Here is a 25,693-nt window from a genome sequence, read left to right as displayed (position 1 = left end):
AAGTGGGCTCTCCTTTATAATACCAAGCATCCCAACGAGAAAAACCTGAAATTAGGGATCGCTCGTAAGTAGCAATCGCCCTACTAAGGTGAAAAAAGTCGATCGTATCTACTCCGTAGGCCTTTTTAAAGAGTTTTCGATATTCTTCATTTGCGTTGATTCTATCTATTAAGAGGGGCACATTTGTCGCCATTTCTTCAGCATTTTCCAAAGGTCCGAGCATCTGCGATTCCAATCTCGGATTGCCACCTTCCTTGAAAAAGTACGGATGCCATGCCACATTGTACAGTGTTGGAGCATTACGGGCAGTCGTTTGACCCGCGTGACCGATACTTTTTTCCAATCCATCGGTAAAGGCTAGCTCAGGCTTATGACACGTACCACAGCTCACCGAAGAATCGATCGACAATCCAGGATCGAAAAACAACTTTCGCCCTAGCGCCACTCGCTCCACTGTAGGCAAGGCATCGGATGGATAAGGCACACTCGGAAAGCCCCAGTGTGGTCCTGTCCAATGATCTTTTGTATCATCTTTACCTCCAGAGCATGCAGCTACAAGCCATAGAAGCAATGCCAAAAAACTACCAATCTTGAGCATTTTACGGTATTCCTATGTACTTATGCGTTTGCAGTGAAACCCTCCATTTCGGATTTGCCATCACATATTCAGCAATCATCGGCATCACCTCTTTTCGTCTGCTCCACTCAGGCTGCAGGTACAGCAGGCATCCCTCGCCTACTCGCTCAGCGTGCATTTCGGCCCACTTTAGATCGTGCCTATTGTACACGATCACCTTCAGTTCATTAGCCAGTGCATACCACTCAGGTAGAGGAGGTTTTGTCTTTTTAGGCGACAGGCATACCCAGTCCCACACACCTGTAACTGGATAAGAGCCAGAAGTTTCCAAGTGTATCGTTATTCCACGATCCTTCAATGCTTTAGTCAGTGGCCCCATATTCCAGGTTAGAGGTTCACCACCAGTTACCACCACAGTGCTTGAATGCTTTGCCGCATGCTCAGCAATCTCCTCTACTGCCGTTGGCGGATGCAAAGCCGCATTCCAACTCTCTTTCACATCGCACCAATGGCAGCCTACATCGCACCCACCGATACGAACAAAGTAAGCCGCCTTACCTGTGTGAAAACCTTCGCCTTGAATGGTATAAAACTCCTCCATCAGTGGCACATAGCGCCCATCAGCAACCAGTCTTTCATTTACTTCTTTGTCGTGCACATTCATACATCGCAAAGGTACGTTGGCTCCCTGCAGCCATATTGATTTTTGTTTTTTTTCACAGAGCGTGCCTCAATGCTTGGCGGTATATGTACCTCCTCCAGCCATCAACAATTCTACAGCTCTATGCACTACGACAATAAACAATTTTCCCACATTTTTTCTTTTATTGAAAAACTTCAAACACTCATGTACCAACTACGAGAAGAAGTACTCATTCAAGATACGATGGAGAGCGTGTGGAAATTCTTTGCCACACCTTTTAATCTTCAGCGCATTACACCACCCGATATGGGGTTCGTCATCAAAACTCCTGTACCCGATGAGATGTACGAAGGCCTCATCATCGCTTACACTGTTCGTCCACTGTTCGGTATCCCCACCGAATGGGTTACTGAAATTACCCACATTCGTAAGTATGAGTTTTTTGTCGATGAGCAGCGCATCGGACCTTACGCAATGTGGCATCACGAGCACCATTTTAGACAAACCGACCAAGGCATACTCGTAACCGACATCGTAAGCTATCAGCTTCCTTTAGCTCCTTTCGGCAATTTTTTGCACCCCATCCTCATAAAACCACGACTACAAAAAATTTTTAGCTATCGCACCCGCGTTATTAGTGAAATTTTCAAAACTCAATGACATGCCTACCACCTGAATGTGTACTCTTTGGTATTGATTTCGGCAGTCGATATGCCGGTTCCACAGTCATAGCGGTTTATGAACCCTATAAAATATACTTCCTTACCTGTAAAAAAGATGAGGACGCCGACGCTTTTATAGAGCATTCGACCCTTCACTTTTCCCCTGATCTCATTTTCCTCGATGCGCCTCTGTCCTTACCCGGCCGATACACTGGTCTCGAAGGCTTCGACGATTACTTCTATCGAAAAGCCGACCTACAGTGTGGCGCCATGTCGCCCATGTTTTTGGGAGGCCTTACTGCCAGAGCCATACGCCTGCGCGATAAACTCGCACTGATGGGCATTCCCGTTTTTGAAACTTATCCAAAACTCCTTGCAAGCGAACTCGACTTGCTGGCGTTAGGATATAAAAAAGACAAAACTCACCTACAGATCTGCCGTACTAAAATTGCATCACTCTTCAACCCAGTCATATCATTTAAAGAATCATCTATTGATTCTTGGCACCACTTCGACGCACTGCTTGCCCTCATGTCGGCTATGAAATACCGGTGCAAAAAAGCCACTGCCCTGGGCGACCCCAAAGAAGGCCTTATTTACTACTAACAAGTGTACTTTTGACTGGAAAAATTCAAGCAAATGCACCCTAGTATGTTTCAACACCGCATTAAATCACTATGGACAAATACAAATTTACTGATATCTCAATATTCTTTTAGATCAATATTGTTTTTCGCAGTTTTACTCAACACATCATTTAATGATCTAAGAGCTCAATCTTCTCAAAGCTGGGTGTACGAATGCCGCTACCTATGCAGTGCCGACTGCAGAGGAAAGATGTTTATGGAAGGCGTTGATATCAAGTGTGCTTGCGACGATTGCCAACCTATGCTCACGCTTTATGAAGGCAGCCGACTAGTTGCCATCTATGCAGGTCGCCGAGCCATGGAAGAGGTGTCTAAGGCTGGTCAAAATTTCTACCACTACGCCGATGAGCTGAACGATTATATCTCCAAATTCTGGCCCAACGACGGCTACCAGATCACTCGAGTAGAATATCACCTCACTTCTGATGCGCGCTTTGTAAAGTATTTTATGGAAAGTCTTAGCGGTCAGAAGACAGCTGTGGTTTTTATGACTGACAAACGCTCGAATCACTATCGCCTCCGGTGCCGCACTAACTGCCCTTTTGGCCCGGAAATCATATCCGTTGACAGAAGGCCTCAAGAACAATGTTCACAAAAGGATTGCAAGACTTTAAAAGAAAAAATCCAGTTGCAACAGTTTTAAAAGCCTATTTCGGTAGAGTTGTCCTAACCTGAGGAATTCTTTTTGTCGTTTTTTAAAAAAACAAAAAATAACAACTATGAAAAGAGTCGCCATTTCTATTACTGTGTTACTGAGTTCTTTGTTCCTTTTATCAGCAGGTCCAATTAAAGAATATGAACTAAAAAAGAAAAAACAACTCGAAGAACTTCGCAGGAATCCGCGCGCTGAACTTACAAAAATGATGCGTACCGCTGGTATCTTTTCATCTTCACTACACCAAAAGCCGGCTACTACGATGATACCAGACTCCATTGTTAATTTCAATCATGACGGTACTCAATTCAATCAAATTGGTTATGAGTTGATTCAATATTCCGCCGATCAAAAAGTAGATTATGTTAAAATTTTTATGCAAGGCAATTTGGTACAAACCATTGATTTTCAATATTCTGGATCTCCTTATGCGACAACTATTCTTGTAGATACAAATCCCTCTGCTAACCCACAGCCTGATGAAAAGCTCGAATTGTTTTACGATAACCAAAACTACCTGATAAAAACTAAGACATATTACTGGGTAAACAACAGCTGGACATTGTCGTTAGCCGATTCGGTACATGTAATTAACAATAACGCTAATCCTCCTAAACCAATTGAAATCAAATACTTCGTTTCAGAACAAGGTGGCCCTTACCAAAATGTAATGACAATAAAAAACATTACTTATGATGCCTCTACCGGTCTCGAAAAAGATCTGACTTTTGCCATCGACCTTGCCCAAACCGGGGTACCAGTAGATTTCATCAAATATGAAAACTGTACCTGGGAGTTGGGGCATCTCGATATCCGTAGCATTTTTATGGATTACGAGTCTCTATGCACTGATATCTATCCAAGATATGTGCTGTTTGAAACTTTTAACTATGCATACAACCAAGGACCGACCAGTTATCAAGCCAGTGAACTCGACCCTGCTACCATGCAACTGAAGCTAACAGAAAGACTTTTGCCCAGTTACAGTGGCAATGCCATCGCCTTTCTAACTAAACAAGAGCACAACGGCACATCTTGGGATACCGCAGGTAGAATCATCCCTACTGTTAATGCCGGAAAATTAGAAGTCATAGATTATCAAACAAAAGTAGGATCTTCTTTTGTGCTCGATAACCGGCGTCTGATATTATATGACACACAAGGTAATTACAATGGAGAACTTTACATTTATTACACAGCACAGTCAATTGATACAACTGGATTCAAAAAAGAAAGAATCTACACTGGCGGCAAGCTAACTGAAGAAACATATACTAATTACACTTCAGGCAATGGTTTTGTGCCCTACTCAAAAGACCTATTCTTCTATAATAGCAACATTTCTTTGAGCGAATTTCAGGACAAGCAAATCGCTATAAACCTTTATCCAAACCCAGCATTTTCGGCTGTAAATCTTATTTTACCTTTTGAGTCTGACTGGAAAATTTCAATTACCGATCTCAGCGGTAAAACGATGAAAAACATTACCTTACCGGGTAAGAATGGTGAAATTTCCCTTCTAGGTTTACCTGCCGGTATATATATTATGACAGTCAAAAGCACTGATTTTGCCATCAGCAGAAAACTTATCATCCGATAAGAGAAACTAAAATTATAAAAACAAAACCCTCCCAATCTGGCTTTTTGGGAGGGTTTTTATTTTTGTGAATAAATGCCAAAAGTCATCTTTTAATCTGAATCTAATCATTTATTTTGAAACAATAAAACTTTTGTTTGATGTTTCATCAGTTACGCCTTAACAATTATGTTGGAGTTTTAAGCTTATATTTTTTCTTTGCGATCACCGGTCAAGGTCAAGATATACAATCCATTCCTACACTGACTGAGGTTATTTTTCTTTCAAAATTTCTTCACCCCTCTTCACACTTCTCGGGCTACACCTCTCCAAAATTAACCACTTCAGAGCTGCAAGTACAGCTCACTCCTGATTCCATCGTCCGCCTAAAATACGATCACCAGACACAGTCATATAACCTTTACCGCTACGATGTGTTACATTACACCTCTGACGGGCGAATAGCCTATGTATATTCAAAACCAGATACAGGCTACCCTCGGTCAATACATTTTTATTACTCTGCAGGAAAATATCCGGATTCTTTAATCGCCTATCTCGAGCCATGGCGAACACCTCATCCAATGAAGTACCATTTCATAACTGATCATAACAACAATCTGACAGTAATTAAACGATATGCACAAAGACCTGACGGGGTATGGCTTGAAGTGGAAAAAGATTCGATCTTTATCGAATACAATTTTTCACAAAAACCCTCAAAAGTCTATAATCATAAAGGTCATTTAGTATTCACTAACATTCAGTATCACCCTGTCACCGGATTGCCTACTTCCGATAGACAACTGAGTGGAGCTGAAAAATATGGGGAAATGGAAGATATGACATGGGAATATGGATATATCGATAGATATACCTTAGACCAAAAAATTAAGTATATATGTTCTCAACTGTATGACCATTATTTTAGGTTTACTTCATCGTATTATTCAGATATGAATACAGGATTTGGCCCCACTACCTATACATTTTACATAAAAGATAACTTCTTAACCCCATTTGAGAGAGTAATTCCATATTATCAAAATGGAAAACTCTTTCAGACGGAATATGAGTTTTTTAACGGAAACTGGCTAAAAATTTCAAGAGGTACGTTTGTATATGAAGGCGACAGAATAAGCAAAATAATCAGTGAAAATTTTAATAATTTAGACAAGAAATATACCTATACAGGCGATTTATTTTTCTACTACGATGAGTTGGGATACATAAGGGGCCGAGTTTACATATCAAAAGATTCTCTTTATAAATATGGTACAGAATGGATACGCACAATTGTAAATGATAAAATTTTGGAAGAATATGACTTGAGCTATGAACAGAGCGTTATTCCTAGAAGATACAATAAAATTCTCTATTTTTATCGAGGAACTTTAGGTCAAATAGAAGAAAAAATCGTTGAAAAAATTTCAATTTTTCCCAATCCCGCAAAAGATTATTTTGAGATAAAATTTCCACAACAATCTTTCGCCCAAATAGCCATTTTTGACCTCACTGGCAGAGAAGTCTTATCGGCATCTACTGACAACATTCAAGAGAAGATATCTACAGAATTTCTGGCAAGTGGCATGTATATAATTAGAATCAATTTTTTAAACCAGTCGATTACTAAAAAGCTACACATTCATCGATAACCAAATTGTTCTAACTCTTCAATTTTCCTCAAAATAAATTCTGCTCTTTTCTCAGGGGTATAAAAAGGAATTGAAATAAGTGTGTAACCAAATTTTGTGTACGTTTCTGTGAGGAAATCGTGAATTCGTACAGCAGTGGTCCAATCTTCTCTGCGCTCCGGGTCGCGGTTATAAATCTCACGCCACGGCGGAGCGATAAATACTGAAGGAAAGTATTTGTGATGTAGGGCCCAGGAAGTCATTTCTTCGTCAGGAGTCAGGTTGTCGAGAGGCAGATAGGCCAAGGTATCAATCACTGAGCGGTCGTAAAAGCTCAATCCATCATTAGCTGCATGATATTGCTTGGCACGTCTGAAAAACACTTCACGTGAAAAGTCCATCAGATTGTCCCAAGGCAAAATATCTGAGCCAGATTGAAGGCTCTGTCGGATTATTTCTCTGGAGATTTCTTCGAAAACGGGAAATCCTCTCTTTCTCAGTTGGTTGAGTATGGTGGTTTTTCCACTACCAGGCCCGCCTGTGATGACTACTCTTTTGGGTTCTATATGCATTCGTCTTGCAGATGACACATAATAAAGAAAGGGCAAGCTGACCATATCACACCGCTGCGACCCGCCACCCTTGCTTCATTCCTGACCTGGGGGATTCACGAGGAGCTGGTTGTATGGGACTTGCCCGGTTGCAAAAGTAGTAATGCGCTTCGTTTAATAAAAACTTAATACCTATCAGGCCTTATGCCAATGAAAGAGTGGAAACTCTCGCATGAATTTATTCACCTCTTTGTGAATCTGGCTGAGGTTCTTGTCGTTGTCATGGTGACGCAGTGCCTCGTCAATCCAATGAGCGATTTTTTTACAATCTTTCTCATCCAGACCACGGGTGGTAATGGCTGGTGTACCGATTCGAATGCCAGAAGTGATAAAGGGAGACTTGTCGTCAAACGGCACCATGTTTTTGTTCACCGTGATACCGGCTTTTCCTAAGGCTGTTTCAGCTGCTTTTCCACTGATGTTCTTGTTGCGCAGGTCGATGAGCATCAAGTGATTGTCAGTTCCACCGGAGATGATATGGTAATCCATCTGAATCAAGGCATCAGCCATAGCCCGCGCATTTTTCTGCACTTGCAGAATGTAATGCATGAAGTTGTCCGTCAAAGCTTCGCCAAAGGCTACAGCCTTGGCGGCAATTACGTGTTCGAGTGGCCCACCCTGTACGCCCGGGAAAACTGCAGCATCAATAAGAGATGACATCATACGAATTTCGCCTTTTGGCGTTTTGAGCCCGAAAGGATTTTCAAAGTCTTTACCCATCAGGATCAATCCTCCTCGTGGTCCGCGCAAGGTCTTGTGGGTAGTAGTTGTCACAAAATGGCAATGAGGTAGCGGATCATTGAGCACGCCTTTGGCGATTAATCCGGAAGGGTGCGAAATATCGGCCAACAAAAAGGCGCCTACTTCATCGGCAATAGCTCTGAATTTAGCATAATCAATATCTCGGCTGTAAGCTGATGCTCCACAAATGAGGAGTTTAGGCTTCTCGGCTAAAACGCGCTCGCGTACTTTGTCGTAGTCGATCAGTCCGGTCTCTTTTTCAACTCCGTAAAAGGTTGCTTGATAAAGCTTACCACTAAAACTGACCGGACTGCCGTGTGTGAGGTGACCGCCGTGTGACAGGTCAAATCCCATGATTTTATCGCCGGGTTTTAGAACGGCGAGATAAACTGCAGCATTCGCTTGAGAACCGCTGTGTGGCTGCACGCAAGCATATTCTGCCCCGAAGAGCAATTTAGCCCTGTTGATGGCTTCCGTCTCTACTTCATCAACTACTTCACACCCACCATAGTAACGCCTACCGGGGAAGCCTTCAGCATATTTATTGGTCAATACGCTTCCCATGGCTTTCATCACCTGATCGCTCACAAAATTTTCGGAAGCAATAAGCTCAATTCCGTCGGTTTGGCGTTTCTTTTCTTTCTTTATCAGGTCAAAAAGATAGTCGTCTTTCCACATAAATCTGATGTAGGTTTGCGTTGTAAATTTTGGTCAAATATCCAAATCAAATGCATATACGCGAAGTAAAAAACCTCAAGAGCTGGATAGAAGTTTCGCCGAAACATCCTTTTCCGGTGTACAACCTGCCTTACGGAATTGGTCTTTTTGAAGACGGCACCCATTCAGCTGTGACTCGAATAGGTGATTTTATAATCAACCTTTCCCTTCTGTTCCAAAGTGGGCTTTTAAGGGCTGATGGCCTCACGCTGAAACACCTGGCAGCTGAATATCTCAATGATTACATAGCCCTGCCAAAAGCAACTCATCTGGCTGTAAGAGAGCGGCTGATCGAACTATTTACTGATACACATGCCGGCCTTTACAAACTCGATGAAGAGCTAAAAAACAGCATTTTAGTACCACATGAAAAAGTAAAAATGCTCTTGCCTGTCAAACCTGGTGACTATACAGACTTTTACTCTTCGAAAGAACACGCAACCAATGTGGGCATTATGTTTCGAGGGCCCGAAAATGCTTTAATGCCCAATTGGCTGCACATGCCCATTGCCTATCATGGGCGCTCATCGAGCATTGTGGTATCGGGTACTGACCTTCACAGGCCATGGGGACAAATCGTGCCACCTAATGCTGAAAATCCCATCTTCTCACCCAGCAAACAGCTCGACTTTGAGCTTGAGGTGGCTTTTGTAACGCGCAGCGGCAAACCTTTAGGCCAACCCATTAAGGTAGATGAAGCCGAAGAATACATCTTTGGACTTGTGCTCTTTAATGACTGGAGTGCTCGCGACATTCAGAAGTGGGAATATCAACCCCTTGGGCCTTTTCTGGGAAAAAATTTCGGCTCTACTATTTCGCCCTGGATCGTGACACTCGAAGCCCTCGAACCCTTCAGATGTGCTGGTCCGACACCAGAAAAGGAACTACTCCCCTACCTTCAGACCTCTGGCGAAAAAACGTTTGATATCCATTTGGAAGTTGATATTGCACCGAGTGATGGAAAGCCTACGACGGTGTGCAGAAGTAACTTCAAATACCTTTATTGGAATATGAGCCAACAGCTCGCCCATCATACTGTAAACGGCTGTAACATTCAAGCTGGCGACATGATGGCCTCAGGCACCATTAGCGGGCCCACACCCGATAGTTTTGGCTCTATGCTCGAGCTGGCCTGGAAGGGGACAAAACCCGTAAAATTAGAAGACGGCAGTGAGCGCACCTTCATTCTGGACGGCGATACCATCATCATTCGCGGGTATTGCGAGCGCGAAGACCTCTACATTGGCTTTGGAGAAGCTACAACTACCATTTTGCCGGCCATCGATTATTAAAATTCGTTCTATTCAATCGACTCTTATGGAAACTCAGTATACAGAAACGCCCATCTTGGATCATAACCGCATCTGCCACATCATCGAGCGGATGGCTTGGCAGATTTACGAAAATCATTACACGGCTAAGGATATTTATTTTGTAGGAATTACACCACGCGGCAATATTTTGAGCAACTTGCTGAAAGATCATTTACAAAAAATAGCTCCTCTCACAATACACTCCTTTGAGCTTAGCCTTAGCAAGGAAACACCTCACTTGTATCCTGTTCAAATCAACCCTTCACTACCTGATGTAAATGGGAAACACATTGTGCTTGTAGACGATGTGCTCAATAGCGGAAGTACCCTGTTTTATGCATTTAAACCCTTTTTAAACTACAATCCTGCTTCGCTCACCACAGCTGTATTGGTCGATCGAAACCACAAGAGATTTCCGGTTTTCAGCGACGTTGTAGGCATTCAGTTATCCACGTCGTTGCAAGAACATGTTTTTGTAGATTTGTCAGGCAATCACTATAAAGTAATTTTAAAATGAAGGGAATTTTACATCGTTTGCTCTTTGCACTCTTTGCAATCGGATTTGTTTTGACTACCTCAAAGTGTAAACAAGACCCTGAAACTGCCCTGGCAGATGTAACTGTGGAAGTAACCGCTGAAGGACCGCTCTATGAAGGGTCAAACACGGCTGTAGGTATTTGGAAGGTTGACCTTGCCCAATTATTTCCTGAAATTGATTTCGGCAAAACAAAAATCAAATCAGCGCGCATCGAAGAAGTAATCCTTGATTTTGACCCGTCCTTCAAAGTAAAAGCTGCAAAGGTTGAAATCTCAGGCAGAAATGTGGACATGCAAAAGATTGCTTTCGCAAATAATATTGGTGAAAATGAATCGTCAGTAAAACTTTTGGTTGCAGAAGAACAAAAAGGCATTGAAAAGTTTTTACAACTGGATGCCGTAAATGTGGTAACCGATGTGGATTTGGCAGAAGATTTGGAAACGGATTTTTCTGCTGTTGTTAAATTCAAAATTTCTATTAACTATTAAAAACTAAAACGCTATGAAAAAAATCCTGCTCTCGCTGGTAATTACTTGGATTACAACTTTTTTTATAAAAGCTCAAAATGTTGAAGCAGACCAGCTCATAGGCGTATGGGAACCCTCACATGGAAAAGCCCGCATTAAAATCGAAAAAATTGGCGAAAAATATTATGGTAAAATTGTATGGTTACGCGAACCTATCGATCCAGTAACCAATCAACCCAAAGTAGACAAAAACAACCCTGATGAATCGATGCGCCAGGTACCGTTAAAAGGTTACAGAATTCTCAAGGACTTTCAATACGGCGGAAAAGGCGAGTGGATAGATGGAACCATCTACGATCCTGAAAATGGCAATACTTACAGCTGTGTTATCAAAATGCGCGATGAAAACACTCTGGACATTAGAGGGTATATCGGAGTAAAAGCCCTCGGCAGAACTGATGTGTGGACCCGGGTAGCAGTGAAGAAAAAAGACTAATCTATGGCTAAGCGATTAACACACTGGACCCTACTGCTCTACCTGGCAGTGCTACCCATGATGGCACAGGTAATTACTGAGACAAAAGAAGATGAAGAGGAAGATGAAGAAGACTACGGACAGGTAGAATACCTCGGCAAGCCCACCAAGACCTATGCAAATGCGCGCATCTTTGGCATGTCGCCACAGCGTTTTGTTTCGCTGGGCTGGGATGTACAGTTGCCTTACGAAATGCGCTTTACAGAATTAGGCACATACGCGACGGATAGCACCAACCTGAACTACGAAGCAGAAAAAGGACTAGCCACCTACACAGGTGGCTTTCGCTTACAACTGATGGCGCCAATCATCTCAAACAATCGCTTCTTGTGGCAGTCTATGCTCAATGTGTGGGATGTACAATACACTGCTCGAAAACGATCTTTTGAAAACTGGCGCGACTCTCTCATGCACCTGACCGATACCCTCCATCAATATGGCCTAAAGACTAGCAACTGGATAAATACTTTTTACGTGCCGTTTGATGAGAAAAACTTCATCATCGCCCAGCTACAGCTCGACCTGAGTGGAAATTATGACTGGTTGAATCCACTGGAAGGTCAATTGCTATATTCAGGTGCTATACTGTATGGCCAGCGCCCTAACGACAGGAAACAGTGGGCTGTGGGTATATCGCGCACCTACCGCGCCGGGGGTATGAACTACATTCCATTATTGCTCTATAACTGGACATCGCTGAGCCGGAAATGGGGAATAGAGTTTCTCTTGCCAGCCCGAGGCCATGGACGCTACACGTTTAACCCCCGTTCGATGGTGCTCTTTGGCTATGAACTGGAGGGATCGAGCTATCGAATCCGACAATTTAGCAACGATGATGTGAACTTCCTGATTCGCAGGGGAGAGCTTCGATTCCGGTTAGATTACCAGCGGCAGATTTCTGGTTTCTGGTGGCTGGGTCTGCAGGCCGGGTATCGAGTGATGTACTCCTTCGATGGCGATAGATTAGAAAAGGGACAACCTGACTTTTTCAACCTGCTGCGCACTCATCCCTATGCCATGCGAAATCAGACGGATGGGGCATTTTATTTCAATATTTCGATCAATTATGTAAGTCCCTAAAAAGATAAATTTCATATGTGTAACAAAAAGCCGCCCTTGAGAAAGTGGCGGTTTTTCTTTTTTTGTAAAAGACTCAGAAAGTACAAACTGTATAACTACAAGCGAAAAAGCCGGTGCTATAGTCTGCGTGAGGGATAGTGGCGGATATGAGCCGCAGTGGGTGGGCAGACAGCACACTGGGAGCGGATGGCTGGTCCGAAAGGACAGACAACGCACCCAGATTGTGCTGTGCCCGCGCACAAGGCGAATATGAGCCACTAGCCCGACCGAAGCAGATGCCCGACAGGGCAACCTGCTGAGGGCACGCCCAAAAAACAAAAAGTTAAAAGCCGGCTTAGAAAGTTGGCCGGCTGCAGATGTACAGATGGCTTGAAAAAGTTCAGGCTGTGAATGTGCTGGCTGCTTCGGCTATGAAGTCGATATCTTCGAAGGTAAGTGCGTTGCTCAAGAAATAGCTTTCGAAGGCTGATGGGGGCAAATAAACTCCCTGGCTGAGCATGTGGTGAAAGAAACGGCGGAAGGTGTTTTGATTGGCTGCAGCGGCCTCGCTGAAGTTAGTTACCTGATCGATGTCGAAGTGAAAAGAGAGCATGGAACCGAGGCGATTGGAGGTGAAGTGCCAACCGTTGGCTGAGAGGACTTCAGAGAGCTTTTGCTCGAGGAGTTGTGTTTTGTGATCGAGCTCAGAGTAAATCTGAGGATTGTTGTGCAGAATGGATAGAGTGGTATAGCCGGCAGTCATTGCAAGGGGATTGCCAGAGAGGGTACCTGCCTGATACACCTTGCCGAGGGGGGCGATGGCGCTCATGATGTCGCGATTGCCACCAAAGGCACCAACGGGAAGGCCTCCACCTATTACCTTGCCAAAGGTGACCAAGTCGGCCTTGACGCCAAGGCGCTCTTGTGCGCCACCCTGAGCGAGGCGAAAGCCAGTCATCACTTCGTCGAAGATTAGGATGATGCCATAGCGATCACAGATGACGCGCAGCTTCTCGAGAAAGCCTGGTTGAGGGGGTACGCAACCCATATTGCCGGCTACGGGCTCTACGATGATGGCAGCTATGTCGCCCGGATTCTGATCGATGAGCTTTTGCACGGCTTCGATGTCGTTGTAAGGTGCAGTGAGGGTATCGTGAGCAGTACCGCCAGTGACACCGGGTACGGATTGGATATCGAATGTGGCCACTCCACTGCCTGCTTTTACGAGGAAGGGATCCGCATGCCCGTGATAGCAGCCTTCAAATTTGATGAATTTGTTTTTGCCTGTGTAGCCGCGTGCCAGGCGCAGGGCACTCATGCAGGCTTCGGTTCCGCTGTTAACCATGCGCACGAGCTCAAGGCCGGGCACCATTTCTTTCATAAGCTCGGCCATCTCGATCTCCAGACGCGTAGGAGCCCCAAATGAGGTGGCTTTGTGGACCTGACGAGCAACGGCCTCAACTACTGCCGGATGCGAATGGCCTAAAATCATAGGGCCCCAGGAGGCGATGAGGTCGATGTAGCGGTTACCGTCTTCGTCGTACAGATAGGCGCCCCGTGCTTCTTTAAAAAATACGGGTGTGCCACCTACGCTTTTAAAAGCGCGCACGGGCGAGTTTACACCGCCTGGTATGCTCGCTTGGGCACGTTCAAAAAGTAGATGGCTGGTCTTAGTGGAGTTTTTTATCATCATTGGATGGAAGTATTGAGAGTTAATACGGCTGTGACGGGATAGTGGTCAGACAATATAGGTCGCTGAGCTACTGTATAGCGAATGGCCTCGAGCTTTGGACTGTGCAGCACGTAGTCGATTCGAAAGGGATAGCGCGTGCGATTGTAGGTATGGCCGATGCCGGTACCAGCTTGGGTAAAAGGGTCTTTTAGGTGCTGGGTGAGTACTTTATAAGTGTAAGAAATGGGTGTATCATTGAGATCGGCCAAAAGCACAACAGGATAAGGGCTATCAGCTATAAAACGCTTGAGCTCACGCACCTGAAGAGCACGTTTTTCAAAAGCCTTATTGATCTTGCCGATCAGCGTGATATAATCAGCTCTGAGCTTGTGGGTATTTTCGCCAATATCGGGTTTTTCGACTAGGCTGAGGTCTTCGTTGGTCAATTTAAAAGAAACCAAATGTGCGCATACTACGCGAATAAGTCCGAGTTTTGTTTCGATATCGGCATAAATAAAACCTCCACGATCTTCAACTGCATCGGCTTCAAAAGGCACAAAATCTTTTTTTCGCATTGGATATTTGGAGAAAATTGCAAGTCCGAAATCTTTGTTTTCGTAACCGGTAACAATATGGCGGTATTTAAATTGAGATAAATCTGGTGAGTATTGGCTTTTGTAAAATTCTTGAATGCCGAGTACTTCAGTGCCCAGGGAGTCAAGCAATCGAGGAATTTCCGTCTTCACATCGACATCGACCCAATGCCAATAATTAAACAGCCGAACGTTAAACGAAGTGAATGTGACAGTGTCGGAGTTGTACACCTCTTCGTTTCGCAAAAAATTTTGAAAAATGGAATTTACCTGTGGAATTACGGCAGCTATAGTTATAATGGAAAGTAGCACTTTTAGCCGCAATCGTATAAGCCAATAAAGACCAAACAACAGATTGAGGAGAAATAAAACCGGAAACATCAGCCCAGCAATAGCGACATACTTTAAAATATCGGGAGGTATGTAGCACGAGTAGGCCGATATGAGCATAAGTAACGCTATGGCTATATGAAGAAGGTAAAGCAGAGAATTTAGGAGAGTTTTCAAGGGCTTTCGAAGGGATTATTGCTTGCCTATTTTAAAGAGAAATTCTTTTTCTTCTTTGCTCAGGCTATCGTAGCCAGATAGGGAGATTTTATCCAGTATTTGGTCAAGCCTTTGTCTATCGGAGAGGTTTGCATCTTTTGAATACACTTTTGTATATCCCTTAGAGGCGTACACTTTTTTGAGTTTTTTGGGCTTAAAGATTCGCAAAACAACATCGGATAGGTCAAATACCCATTGCGTAAGGCTTATGCCTTTGTTGTACGACTTGGCCATTAGGTATCCGAAGATAGCCCCTCCAAGATGGGCGATATGTCCGCCAGCATTGCCACGCTCAATGCTGGCTAAATCAAAAAGCACAGAAATTACAGCCACAACCCATAGGCGAATTTCGAGTACGAAGAACAGCCGAACGGGAAAATTGGGCGCATATGTAGCGGCAGCTATGATGATGGCCATTACTGCAGCTGAAGCACCTCTGTTGGTAGAAGAAGCAACCACCGGCTCGAAAACAGGAAAGATGTTGTAGGATAAAATATAAAGGAGTCCACCCATCAGACCACCGGTGATGTATGTGCCTAAAAGCTGACGTTCACTGAAAAAATTCAAGAAAATCAACCCTCCGAAATAGAGCCATAACATATTAAAGATTAAGTGGAATGGAGCCTCATGCAGAAACATGTACGACAATAAACTCCACGGCCGAAGAACAAGCAATGGCAGGAAGGTGGGAAGTGTAAACCATTCAATTATCTGGTCGGCAAAATTTCTTTGGAGTAAAAACTGAAAAAGCTTGATAAAAACTACAATTACAAACACTAATACGTTGATCACTATCAATCGAGTGAGCATGTCTCCATCGCGCATCAATCTCTGAAATTCTGACCTCATTGGAAGTAGTTTTTTACAAAGTAATGCATGAAATAAAGATTGGCAAAAATCGAATTAATAGTAGTCTGGATCGGTTTTGTTTTGCCAGTATTTGATCAAAATATAGCCGAAAAGCATACCACCTAAGTGGGCGAAATGCGCGATGTTTGAAGAGGGGTCGCTGCTAAGCCCATTAATGAGCTCAAGAGCTCCGTAAATCATCACAAAATATTTTGCTTTGATGGGAAAAAGAAAATAGATAAAGATGTATTGGTTTGGAAACATCATACCAAAAGCCAGGAGCACGCCAAATACAGCTCCGGAAGCACCTACGGTAGGTACATTAAATTTTAGGTAATACTGCTGAATCACATCCCTTGACACGCCAATAGCCAGGCCAGGGTCAACCTGTCCGCTGCGCACCATAGCAAGATCTGTATTGTCAAAACCTGCACTGCGCAAAATGGACTCAAGCTGAAGCATTTCCCAATAGTTTACGCCCAAATGCAGTGCAGCCGCACCGAGACCCGTAAAGAAGTAATACACCAGAAAGCGCTGCCCTCCCCAGTAGTTTTCGATGCTGGTTCCAAACATCCACAGGGCAAACATGTTGAAGAAAATGTGGCCAAAATTGCCGTGCATAAACATATGTGTGACCAGCTGGTAAGGCTTAAAATGGGGTGAGCCAGGTAAATAGAGGCCAAGAATTTCATTGAGATCAAGGCCAAAAGTGTTTCGAAAAGAAAACGTAGCAAAGTAGAAAATCCCGTTGATAATCAAAAGATTTTTGATTACTTCAGGCAGCAGATTAAAGCGAACTGGTTGATAATACATTAGCGTTGATTAAATATCAGTTAAACCATTTATCTATATCAGTAGATTGTAGTTGTATAAAAGTTTTTTTTCGGCGAATGCCAGCAGCCGGATTTTCGAGTTTAAACAATTCGTTGACCAAACGAGCCATTGCTTCCTGGTGCAGTATCTGTCCTGAACGATAGGCCGAAACAAAGGCTATCTGTCGGCAAAGTACGTCGTTAATCACTTCTTCAGCATCTGAATATTCCGTGAGATTTTGACATAGATTTTTAAAGATTTCTTCTGCGTGTTCAATCTGTAAATCTACCGGCATTCCGTAGAGAGCGATCTCATTTCTGCCAATCCATTCAAAGTCAAAACCAAAATCGCTAAGCAGATGCTTGATTTTACTTAGATATTCAATTTCGTGCGGAGTAAATTCAATTTTTACAGGGATAAGCATCTGTTGACTAAGAATAGATCTATTTCGAATGGATTTTTGAAAGTTTTCGTACAAAACCCGCTCATGTGCATATTGCTGATGAATGATAAAGACCTGCGAACCTCTTTTGTACACAATGTACTTTTTAAACAATTGAAAGATCTCCGTCTCTTCGTGGAGTGAAACTTCGATTTGTTGGGTCAGAGCAATCAAATCATTTTCAGGTGGATCTGAGTTCTGCACATCAGCCTTGGTGAGCGCGGCTATTTTGTAGAGTTCTTCCCAGTTTTTAGGGATGTTTACAGTAGGAACTTGAATTTTTTCTACTGACCTGCCCTGCGGTGCGGGATTCGTAAAGGGATTGTAATCAGGGTGAACTTCGATGGTCGGAATTTTTGGTGTTTTTGTTTCGTCAAAGGGTATATGAATGGAACGCTCCACATCGAAATCCATGGGTTGTGATACTGCGTTAATGCCCAGCGTTTTGCGAGCTGCCGCCTTAAGCAAGTGATATACAGTACGATCGTCTCTAAACTTAATCTCTGTTTTAGTGGGGTGGATGTTAACATCGATTTCAGCCGGATCAATGTCGATGAATACAAAATACGAGGGATACGTTTCAGGCTGTAAAAGACCTTCGTAAGCAGCCATGATGGCGTGATGGAGGTAGCTGTTTTTTACAAAGCGCTTGTTGATAAAGAAATATTGTTCGCCTTTTATTTTTTTGGCAACTGAGGGCATTGTAAGAAAACCCGAAATAGTAATGACCGTTGTCTGCTCTCGTATTTGAAGGAGGTTATCGGCCATTTTGTTACCGAAGATGGATATGATTCGCTGTTTGTGAGTGCCAGGCAGCAAGTTGTAAATTTCTGTGCCGTTGTTTACGAGCTTGAGCCGCTTATCGGGATGTGCGAGCGCAATGCGGATGAACTCTTCGTAAATATGGCGCAGCTCCACACTGTCTGACTTCAAAAAATTTCGACGGGCAGGAATGTTGAAAAAGAGGTTTTTAACGGCGATAGAAGTTCCCGTCATGCTGGCTTCTGGGAGCTGTTCTTTTACCTTGCCACCTTCAATCACGAGGCGTGTTCCCGTAGAGCTATCTGGAGTTTTAGAGACGCATTCTACTTGACTCACGGCAGCTATTGAAGCCAGAGCTTCGCCACGGAAGCCCATCGTAGTGATGGCAAATAGGTCTTCCGCTTTTCGGATTTTAGAAGTTGCGTGGCGTTCGAAGGCGAGGCGAATATCTGTTTCACTTATTCCACAGCCATTATCGATCACTTTTATCAAACTTTTGCCAGCATCTTCTATCAGCAACGTAATCTGAATAGCCCCGGCATCCACAGAGTTTTCTAAAAGCTCCTTAACGACCGAAGCCGGACGCTGTACTACCTCGCCAGCTGCGATTTGATTGGCAATGTGATCTGGTAAGAGCTTAATAACACTGGTGCTCATGGGCTACGGAGAGATTACCCTTAATCGATTGATTATTTTAAGAAACTACTGGTTTGAGTAAATACCAGAAGAGAAAAAGTAAAGCCATTAAAATGAGCAACAACCGAATGTTTTGCATGGAGGCAGAACGCGGTTTTGTGTTGCGAAGACGCTGGATATTATGTCTCAATTCGATGCGTAAGGCTTCGCGATTTACATCAGCAGCATCAATAGATTCTGCGTCACTAAGTTGTTTTTTTAATTTTTCGATGCGCTCTTTGCTCTCGTCGTAATACAGTGGTTTATAGGAAAATCCTTTGGGTTTGGGAGTACGAAAAAAAATAAATTTACTCATGAAGTCATTTGAACAATACCACCGCCCAAAGATACAATTTGGGCAAGAAAATGAATAAGCCTGCTAGTGCAGCGGCAGCAGCGGCTATGAGCACTGCGCCAGCAGATATGTCTTTTATGCGTTTTACAAGGGGATGCCGCGAGGGCATCACCAAGTCGCAAGTTGTTTCGATGGCCGAATTAATCGCCTCGGCCGTAAGCACCATGCCTATACACACTAGCAATACTGCCCATTCCAAAAAACTAACTCTCAGTAAAATACCAAAAAACACCACGATAGCTGAGGCTATGAGATGGATTTTAAAGTGCGACTCTTGAATCAACTCATTGATTCCAAAGAAGGCAAACTGAAAAGCATGTTTGCGCTTTACGATGTAGCGCCTGGTTTTAAATTTCATAAGATCAAGCTCTTAGGTAAGACAGTAGCCAAAAATTCTGGATTTCGAGCAGCTTTTTTGCCGTAGATCAACTCTTGTTCGGTGGAAAGATCTATAATATTACCACCCACCTCACGCAACAAAGCGTGCCCAGCAGCAGTGTCCCATTCCATCGTTGGACCTGAGCGGTGATATATATGTCCTTTGCCTTCGGCCAAATAGGTAAACTTAATAGCAGAGCCCACAGATATATTCTCGATAGCAAATCGTTCAGACAGTTTATCGTGAAATTTCGTTTTTGTTGCTGAATGATGGCTTTTGCTCCGGAGAAATACTACTTTTTCTCCATCAATGGGAAGTTTAGGCTTTGGCAAAGGTTGAACATTATTACTATCCATTGACTGCCAGTTTTGTACAGACATCTTTTTAACGCCTTTGCCTGCCACTGACCAGAATAGGGTGTTTTGAACAGGTATGGCAATTACACCAATCATTGGTAAACCATTGATTACGAGAGCAATATTAACGCAGAATTCGCCGTTTCTTTTGATAAATTCCTTTGTACCATCGAGCGGATCGACGAGCCAGTAAACATCTTTACAAGTTGATTCATCTTCCATCGATTCACTTTTTTCGCTCGTGATTGGAATTTTAGTTTCAGATAAAACATCGTGAATAACTTCATCAGAAAACACATCAGCTTGAGTAACGGGAGTTTTGTCTATTTTTTCGGAAATAGTAAAATCGTTGTTGTAATAAATATCCAATATAACTCGGCTAGCTTGTGAAGCAGCTTTTAATCCAAATTTTACTAATTTTATTATTTCCCTCATTCTTTAATATATCCATATCCTTTTGCTTGCGAGCCTAACCCATAAATGACATCTAAAGCATCGAAGTCATTTAGAATCACACCTACGTTTTTTAATTGATTTTTCATCAAGTTATATTCTAAATTTTTTAAGAACGATACTTGAGTTATATTTTTCCTTGCAACCATAAAATTTATATCTGAATAATTCATTATTTCATTGGCATCGTTTACAGCTAAAATGGGAGGAGAGTCAATTACAATATATTCAAATTGCTCTTTGACCAAACTCATAAGTTCAGCGAATTTTTTCGTGATAAGCAATTCACTCGGATTTGGAGGAATGGGTCCCGCACTTAGAAAAAAGAGATTATTAATAAAAGTGAAGCGGATTGCCTCATCGAGCGTTGAATGACCGGATAGAAAAGTACTTAAGCCCACATCGTTTTTTACTTTCAACTCGTCGTAGAGCTTGGGCTTTCGCATATCACCTCCTATCAAAAGAACCTTTTTACCCCCCAAAGCCAAAAGAATTGCTAAGTTGAGCGACACAAAGCTTTTACCCTCTCCGGGTATAAAGCTTGTAATAAGAATTGTTATACATCCCTCATCGGGATTTTTATAAAATGGTATTTTAGAGCGAAGTATTCTAAATGATTCTGAAACAATAGATTGCGGATGATTACCTACAACATTTGGGTCAGGGTGGCTACTATGTGGTATTTGGGCGATGAAATTTATGTGATTAAAGATTTTAAAGTTTGTTACCTCATCAATTGTATTTTTAGTTACAATTTTAAAGAATACAATAAAAAATGACAATGAAAATAAAAATGCACCCCCAATTGCAGCGTTTAAAATGAGTTTCGGAGATTTTTTGACAGGTTCAAATGTATAATAATCAATAAATAATATTCCGGATTTATTAAAGTTAAGATTAATTTCTAATTCAGATTTTTTATAGAGAAAAAAGTTGTAAATATTCTCGATGATTTTATAGTTTCTTTCTATTGAAATCATCCCTAACTCAAGCCCAGGTATCTCAGCTATTTTATTCTCTATTTCTCTAATTTTAGCAGCATTTTGAATTAGTTCCTCATTGTTGTTTTTTAATAAAGTCTCGGCATTTAGACGGATAAGCTGGAGTGTGGATTTAATTTGTTCATTTATTTGTCGAATAATTGGATTATTATCGCTCATATCCCCGAGCTTTCTACGTTGAATTTTCAATTGATTCAGTTGATTGATCAAGGATAATAAAACTGGATCATTGATGCCAGATGCTTGCGGTACAGTACTTATTCCATAGTCTGAACCATCCGATGAAGATATTAGACTCCTCAAATATTTTTCAATCATTCGAAGTTCAAAGTCTCTTTTGTCTAACTCTTGTAATTTGATGAGAAATTGTACACCTTGTTCAGCAGTATTGATAAGTAAATTGCTAGCTCGCATTCGTTGAATTTTCGCTTCAAGAGTTCGAAGTGAATCTTGTAGATTGACCAGCTGTTCATTTATAAAATTAAGTGTTTTTGTAATATTTTCTGTTTTGATTTCTTTGCCAAGTTTTTGATACTCCTCAATGTGCTTTTTTAATAAAAATTGAGTTTTTTCTGGTGTATCAAACTGAATAGTGATATCGACCCCTGAACTTTCCTTTGCTGTGGGTGAAAATTTAAGATTATTGGATAATTTCAAAGCTAAATCGTGCGGGTGATTAAATGTAAAAATTATATCACTATCAATTTCTATTCCTGGTTTTTTCTCTATTCGAAATCGGAAGAATGGTGACTCAATCCATTGACCAAAAATATACTTTTTATTGGAGTTATTAAATTTGTCGATCTCATTTTTAATCTCAGTAACAATCATTTTTTCTTGTGTGGTATAATTGTATAAATTACCACTTGGTTTTTTAATCTTTAATCGATAGGTTTGAGAAAATTCGTCTACATTATAAAGAATAAATTCTGTGTTGAGAAGTTGCCATTTTTCATCATCAAAAATTACCTGGATGGGACTTGAAAACGTAATGTCTGATCGCTTGAAAAAATTTGGCTTGAAGTAACTGACTTCGTAATCATAGGATTTAATGGTACGCAGACAAAGGTTATTAGATTTCATCACAACTACCTCATTCTCATACATCAATCGAGGGTTGTAGCTGCTCACAAGTTCTTGTAGGCTCTTGAAGGCGTTACTACCATCATCTTCTACATTGAGCAGTAGCATAGCTTTGGCTTCGTACTTAGGGGTAGTGTAAAAGTATGTGAATATTCCTACTGAGATGCCTACAAGTAGTGAAAAAACAAATAATTTCCAGTATCTAAAGAGTTTACTATAAAGCTCGTTAATCGAAAATGATAATTCTTGTTCCGGATCTTCGAAAAGGTCAGGGTCTTTTTGATAATTATAAACTGACATTTACACCAATAATAATATTTGTATTACAAGGGTCCAAATTAAATGGACAATCCAAAGTCATTTTTAGATTTTTTTTGAATTTGCGATTTTTTACTTTTTGACATTAATTGAATTTTATGTAGATATACTTTTTATAGGTTTATTTTCGACTGCGCTTTTTAAGGTATTCAGATAGTACATGATAATATCCAGCTTGTACATCAGAGAGATGAATATCAATTCCAGTATCGAGGCAGTAAGCGTGTAATTTCTTGATTTGCTTTAGGATATTTTTTTTGTAAACCTCTTTTGCCTCTACTGGCGACACTTTTACTTCCTTACCTGTTTCAGCGTCAACGAGTATGATGGGTGCTGAAGTATCGAATTCAAATTCGATTTCTGTTTTAAAGTGAAGGGTATGGAAAATCAGTAGTTGTATTTTGTTGAATTTTAAATGATTAAAGGATTTGTTAAGCTCATCAAAGGCATTTTGGTCGGGTAATATCAGATCACTGAACAGTATAAGAAGTGAATTTTTTGGACTGGTTTCGGCCAGTTGATGGAGCACTTCCGGTAGTTTAGTTTGTCGCCTTTTTTGTGTAGCGGGCATGGGGAGAGCAGCTTTAAGATGCTCGAAACACTGGCGCTGATGGAGAGCACTGCTGCCTTCGCTGGTGTGCGTGTAAGAGTTTTCATCGAAAAAGGTAAGGGCAAAGCTGTCTCTCTGGGATTTAAAAAGATGTATAAGTGCCGCAGCAGAAAGAATGGAAAAGTGAATTTTCGATGGATTTTCGGGTGTAATGTATTGTGGCTCAGTGGCAGGATAGTACATGGAAGAGCTGGTATCGAGCAATATGCGGCAGCGCAGATTGGTCTCTTCCTCAAATTTTTTGATGAGAAGTTTTTCGGTGCGGGCGTATACTTTCCAATCGATAAAGCGGATGCTTTCGCCGGCATTATAAGGGCGATGCTCGGCAAATTCGACCGAAAAGCCGTGGTACGGGCTTCGGTGATAGCCACTCATAAAGCCATTGGCCAGCTGCTTTGAGATCCACTCAAGCGAGCCAAAATCGTATTGGCCAGGCAGTTGTACTTCGTTGGATTTCAACTTAATGGAAATAAAAAAGCCGGACCATCCGGCTTTTTTTCTGTTTTTTTAGAGTTGTTTGTTGAGCTTTTCAGCCAAAACGCTTTTAGAAGCTACACCTACGTGCTTGTCAACTACTTGCCCACCTTTGAAAATAAGAAGGGTTGGGATATTTCGAATGCCGTATTTTGAGGCTACAGAAATGTTTTCATCTACATTTACTTTACCTACAATAGCCTTGCCTTCGTACTCCTTGGCAAGCTCTTCTACGGTGGGTCCTATAATACGGCAAGGGCCACACCACTCTGCCCAAAAGTCAACAAGTACAGGTTTATCAGATTTAACGACGATTTCGTCAAAGTTTCTTTCGTTGAGTTCTACGGTCATTGTTTCGACATATTATTTGTGGGTACAAAGGTACAAGGGATGCTCGAATAAGATTAACTCGATAATATGAAGTGATAGAGTCCGTTTATCAAAGCCCAAGAAGTCTCGAACAGTGATCTTTTCCTTTTTTGTACGTTGAGCTTTTTTCGGAGATATTAATGGCATTTTGATAAGAAGCAGCTTTAAAATTTTTGTACTTAAAAGTCGGTAATGATTCTTTTAGCAGCAGCAATTCCGCTTCCGTATGAAAAGTAATGAGTTTATTAAAAAAAGAGCCATTTTAGGGCTTTCGGGAACTCGCGCCCCCATTCGCTCTCACTGTGATGACCGTGTGGATTGACAGAAAGCTTGCTCTTGATGAAAGGATTGCCAGAGTGCTGAATGCCGGTATGGAGCTGACGCTGGTATTCTACTACACCTGAGCCTTCGCAGCCTCCGCCATACATATATATGCGACCGCAATACGGGGGATCCATTTTGAGAAACTGCTGGATAAGAGAAGGTTGAACCCACAAGGAGGGGGAGAAAACCATGAGGCGCGAAAAAACTTCCGGCTGAGTAATGGCTGCATATAGGGTGATCAGTCCACCAAGGCTGCTGCCACCTATACCTGTAAACTCGCGATAGGGCAATGTGCGCAAATGCCGATCAATGTGAGGCTTGAGCTCGTAAGCGAGAAAGTGGCTGTATTCGCGGCCTAGACCCTCGCCGAGAGCAGTCTTTTCAGATGGGGTAAACTCGAGGATGCGCTTATCGCTGGCATGATCGATGGCGATGATGATGACCTCGTGAAGGCCCTTTTCGGCAAGGCGAGCTAGGCGCTTATCGAGGGCCCAGTTGCCATAGGGGGCGTATTCGTCGAAAAGGTTTTGGCCGTCTTGTAGGTAAAGTACTGGATAACGCTTGGTTGACATGTGATAGTCCCAGGGCAAAAGGGCAGTAATTCGGCGGGTTTGGATTTTAACAGGCATGTTAAACGAACCCTCAATGGGCTGAATGATCGGGAGGAACTCTTGGCGGAAAGTCTGATGTTGATTGCGCCAATTTGGTACGAAGTCATAGATATGACGGGCTGTTTTGGTGATTTTCCGATTCAGGCGCGGGCGTCCGTGTTCATCGAGCTCTTCGTGGTGCCAATCGCCAAGGGTATACTTGTATTCAATTTGGTCAGGTAGGTTTGACAGATTTTTGAAAGTATATTCATACGTATCAGCGTTGATTTTTTTGAGTTCAAACTTTGGGTCGTCTACCTGCCAATTGTTAAAATTGCCCGTGAGGTAAATAGGCCGATCGAGGTTTGGGATGGTTTTTAGGCTTAAGGTGAGAGTTTCTTTGGATTGGTCAATGGAGTTTGATTCCATGGTCTTGGCGATTGGAAGCAATTTTTAGAAGGAGTTAAAGGTAAATGGTTAAGGATTTAGATTAAGGTTTATGGTTATTGCTATTTAAAATTTAAAAGAAAAGAAGCTGTCCTAAAAGAGGGCAGCTTTTTTTTATCAGTTTTTAAATGGTATTTAATGTTACAAAAAATGAATTAGACTTAAAGCAGGTTTTTGGTAGTGATATTTCAAAAAATTGATTTTTGA

26 protein-coding genes and 1 other RNA gene are annotated in these 25,693 nt (G+C 42.2%); 10 read left to right on the top strand and 17 right to left on the bottom strand.

The window, feature by feature from the left end; genetic code table 11:
- The coding region (locus EIP89_RS10820; RefSeq protein ID WP_218019369.1) for a cytochrome-c peroxidase at positions 1-598 on the bottom strand (598 nt) is incomplete at its 3' end.
- Position 599: 1 nt separating this feature from the next.
- On the bottom strand, positions 600-1,241 hold the full coding sequence (locus tag EIP89_RS10815) for a 7-carboxy-7-deazaguanine synthase QueE (protein WP_124398700.1): 642 nt from the start codon (positions 1,239-1,241) through the stop codon (positions 600-602).
- Between the two features lie 69 nt (positions 1,242-1,310).
- Here EIP89_RS10815 and EIP89_RS10810 point away from each other — a divergent pair, with 69 nt between their 5' ends.
- From EIP89_RS10810 to EIP89_RS10790, 5 genes are all read left to right on the top strand, one after another.
- Positions 1,311-1,880, top strand: a complete 570-nt coding sequence (locus tag EIP89_RS10810) for an SRPBCC family protein (RefSeq protein ID WP_245966146.1) — start codon at positions 1,311-1,313, stop codon at positions 1,878-1,880.
- On the top strand, positions 1,877-2,488 hold the full coding sequence (locus EIP89_RS10805) for a DUF429 domain-containing protein (protein ID WP_124398698.1): 612 nt from the start codon (positions 1,877-1,879) through the stop codon (positions 2,486-2,488). The genes EIP89_RS10810 and EIP89_RS10805 overlap by 4 nt, the downstream gene beginning before the upstream one ends.
- A gap of 45 nt (positions 2,489-2,533) precedes the next feature.
- A complete protein-coding gene (locus tag EIP89_RS10800; protein WP_124398697.1) occupies positions 2,534-3,172 on the top strand; it encodes a hypothetical protein in 639 nt (212 codons plus the stop codon).
- A gap of 76 nt (positions 3,173-3,248) precedes the next feature.
- On the top strand, positions 3,249-4,784 hold the full coding sequence (locus tag EIP89_RS10795) for a T9SS type A sorting domain-containing protein (protein WP_124398696.1): 1,536 nt from the start codon (positions 3,249-3,251) through the stop codon (positions 4,782-4,784).
- Between the two features lie 137 nt (positions 4,785-4,921).
- The gene (locus EIP89_RS10790; RefSeq protein WP_124398695.1) at positions 4,922-6,415 is read left to right on the top strand and encodes a T9SS type A sorting domain-containing protein; all 1,494 of its coding nucleotides are present in this window, start codon (positions 4,922-4,924) and stop codon (positions 6,413-6,415) included.
- Here EIP89_RS10790 and EIP89_RS10785 read toward each other — a convergent pair.
- From EIP89_RS10785 to glyA, 3 genes are all read right to left on the bottom strand, one after another.
- Entirely contained in the window at positions 6,406-6,966 is a 561-nt protein-coding gene (locus EIP89_RS10785; RefSeq protein ID WP_124398694.1) for an AAA family ATPase, read from the bottom strand. The two genes, EIP89_RS10790 and EIP89_RS10785, sit on opposite strands and share 10 nt — an antisense overlap.
- Before the next feature lie 27 nt (positions 6,967-6,993).
- Positions 6,994-7,092, bottom strand: an RNA gene (ffs, locus tag EIP89_RS10780) — signal recognition particle sRNA small type.
- Between the two features lie 48 nt (positions 7,093-7,140).
- Entirely contained in the window at positions 7,141-8,424 is a 1,284-nt protein-coding gene (glyA, locus tag EIP89_RS10775; protein WP_124398693.1) for a serine hydroxymethyltransferase, read from the bottom strand.
- Positions 8,425-8,474: 50 nt separating this feature from the next.
- On the opposite strand from glyA, the gene fahA reads away from it, so the two are divergent.
- The 5 genes from fahA to EIP89_RS10750 are packed head-to-tail and all read left to right on the top strand — an operon-like array spanning position 8,475 to position 12,396.
- Positions 8,475-9,755, top strand: a complete 1,281-nt coding sequence (gene fahA / locus EIP89_RS10770) for a fumarylacetoacetase (protein ID WP_124398692.1) — start codon at positions 8,475-8,477, stop codon at positions 9,753-9,755.
- 25 nt (positions 9,756-9,780) lie between these two features.
- On the top strand, positions 9,781-10,293 hold the full coding sequence (locus EIP89_RS10765; protein WP_124398691.1) for a phosphoribosyltransferase family protein: 513 nt from the start codon (positions 9,781-9,783) through the stop codon (positions 10,291-10,293).
- Positions 10,290-10,802, top strand: a complete 513-nt coding sequence (locus tag EIP89_RS10760; RefSeq protein ID WP_124398690.1) for a hypothetical protein — start codon at positions 10,290-10,292, stop codon at positions 10,800-10,802. The genes EIP89_RS10765 and EIP89_RS10760 overlap by 4 nt, the downstream gene beginning before the upstream one ends.
- A 13-nt stretch (positions 10,803-10,815) precedes the next feature.
- Positions 10,816-11,277: a DUF2147 domain-containing protein gene (locus EIP89_RS10755; RefSeq protein ID WP_124398689.1), complete on the top strand. Its 462-nt coding sequence runs from the start codon at positions 10,816-10,818 to the stop codon at positions 11,275-11,277.
- A 3-nt stretch (positions 11,278-11,280) separates the two neighbouring features.
- Positions 11,281-12,396, top strand: coding sequence for a DUF6268 family outer membrane beta-barrel protein (locus EIP89_RS10750; protein ID WP_124398688.1), 1,116 nt, complete (start codon positions 11,281-11,283; stop codon positions 12,394-12,396).
- A gap of 379 nt (positions 12,397-12,775) precedes the next feature.
- On the opposite strand, the gene hemL is transcribed toward EIP89_RS10750, so the two are convergent.
- The 12 genes from hemL to EIP89_RS10690 all read right to left on the bottom strand — a co-directional run bounded on the left by hemL (position 12,776) and on the right by EIP89_RS10690 (position 25,489).
- On the bottom strand, positions 12,776-14,065 hold the full coding sequence (gene hemL, locus EIP89_RS10745) for a glutamate-1-semialdehyde 2,1-aminomutase (RefSeq protein WP_124398702.1): 1,290 nt from the start codon (positions 14,063-14,065) through the stop codon (positions 12,776-12,778).
- Entirely contained in the window at positions 14,065-15,147 is a 1,083-nt protein-coding gene (locus EIP89_RS10740) for an endonuclease/exonuclease/phosphatase family protein (RefSeq protein WP_124398687.1), read from the bottom strand. The genes hemL and EIP89_RS10740 overlap by 1 nt, the downstream gene beginning before the upstream one ends.
- A 15-nt stretch (positions 15,148-15,162) precedes the next feature.
- Complete coding sequence (locus EIP89_RS10735) at positions 15,163-16,035, bottom strand: rhomboid family intramembrane serine protease (RefSeq protein WP_124398686.1); 873 nt, start codon at positions 16,033-16,035, stop codon at positions 15,163-15,165.
- Between the two features lie 54 nt (positions 16,036-16,089).
- Complete coding sequence (locus tag EIP89_RS10730) at positions 16,090-16,848, bottom strand: rhomboid family intramembrane serine protease (RefSeq protein ID WP_124398685.1); 759 nt, start codon at positions 16,846-16,848, stop codon at positions 16,090-16,092.
- A 16-nt stretch (positions 16,849-16,864) separates the two neighbouring features.
- Positions 16,865-18,709 carry a DNA mismatch repair endonuclease MutL gene (gene mutL, locus EIP89_RS10725; protein ID WP_124398684.1) on the bottom strand — a complete coding sequence of 615 codons (1,845 nt, stop codon included), beginning with the start codon at positions 18,707-18,709 and terminating at the stop codon, positions 16,865-16,867.
- Between the two features lie 37 nt (positions 18,710-18,746).
- Entirely contained in the window at positions 18,747-19,043 is a 297-nt protein-coding gene (locus EIP89_RS10720; RefSeq protein WP_124398683.1) for a hypothetical protein, read from the bottom strand.
- A 4-nt stretch (positions 19,044-19,047) separates the two neighbouring features.
- Positions 19,048-19,440: a diacylglycerol kinase family protein gene (locus EIP89_RS10715; RefSeq protein ID WP_124398682.1), complete on the bottom strand. Its 393-nt coding sequence runs from the start codon at positions 19,438-19,440 to the stop codon at positions 19,048-19,050.
- Positions 19,437-20,252, bottom strand: a complete 816-nt coding sequence (locus tag EIP89_RS10710) for a 3'(2'),5'-bisphosphate nucleotidase CysQ family protein (protein WP_124398681.1) — start codon at positions 20,250-20,252, stop codon at positions 19,437-19,439. Before EIP89_RS10710 ends, EIP89_RS10715 begins: the two co-directional genes overlap by 4 nt.
- Positions 20,249-22,654 carry a polysaccharide biosynthesis tyrosine autokinase gene (locus EIP89_RS10705; RefSeq protein ID WP_124398680.1) on the bottom strand — a complete coding sequence of 802 codons (2,406 nt, stop codon included), beginning with the start codon at positions 22,652-22,654 and terminating at the stop codon, positions 20,249-20,251. The genes EIP89_RS10710 and EIP89_RS10705 overlap by 4 nt, the downstream gene beginning before the upstream one ends.
- Positions 22,655-22,793: 139 nt before the next feature.
- Positions 22,794-23,741, bottom strand: coding sequence for a DUF58 domain-containing protein (locus EIP89_RS10700; protein ID WP_124398679.1), 948 nt, complete (start codon positions 23,739-23,741; stop codon positions 22,794-22,796).
- A 48-nt stretch (positions 23,742-23,789) separates the two neighbouring features.
- Entirely contained in the window at positions 23,790-24,107 is a 318-nt protein-coding gene (trxA, locus tag EIP89_RS10695; protein WP_124398678.1) for a thioredoxin, read from the bottom strand.
- 263 nt (positions 24,108-24,370) lie between these two features.
- On the bottom strand, positions 24,371-25,489 hold the full coding sequence (locus EIP89_RS10690) for an alpha/beta hydrolase (RefSeq protein ID WP_218019367.1): 1,119 nt from the start codon (positions 25,487-25,489) through the stop codon (positions 24,371-24,373).
- Positions 25,490-25,693: the final 204 nt, after the last annotated feature.

This window comes from Thermaurantimonas aggregans (assembly GCF_003851885.1).
Taxonomy (GTDB): Bacteria; Bacteroidota; Bacteroidia; order Flavobacteriales; family Schleiferiaceae; genus Thermaurantimonas; species Thermaurantimonas aggregans.
Note: the sequence above shows the minus strand (reverse complement) of the source record. Positions and strands in the feature narration are given on the sequence as shown.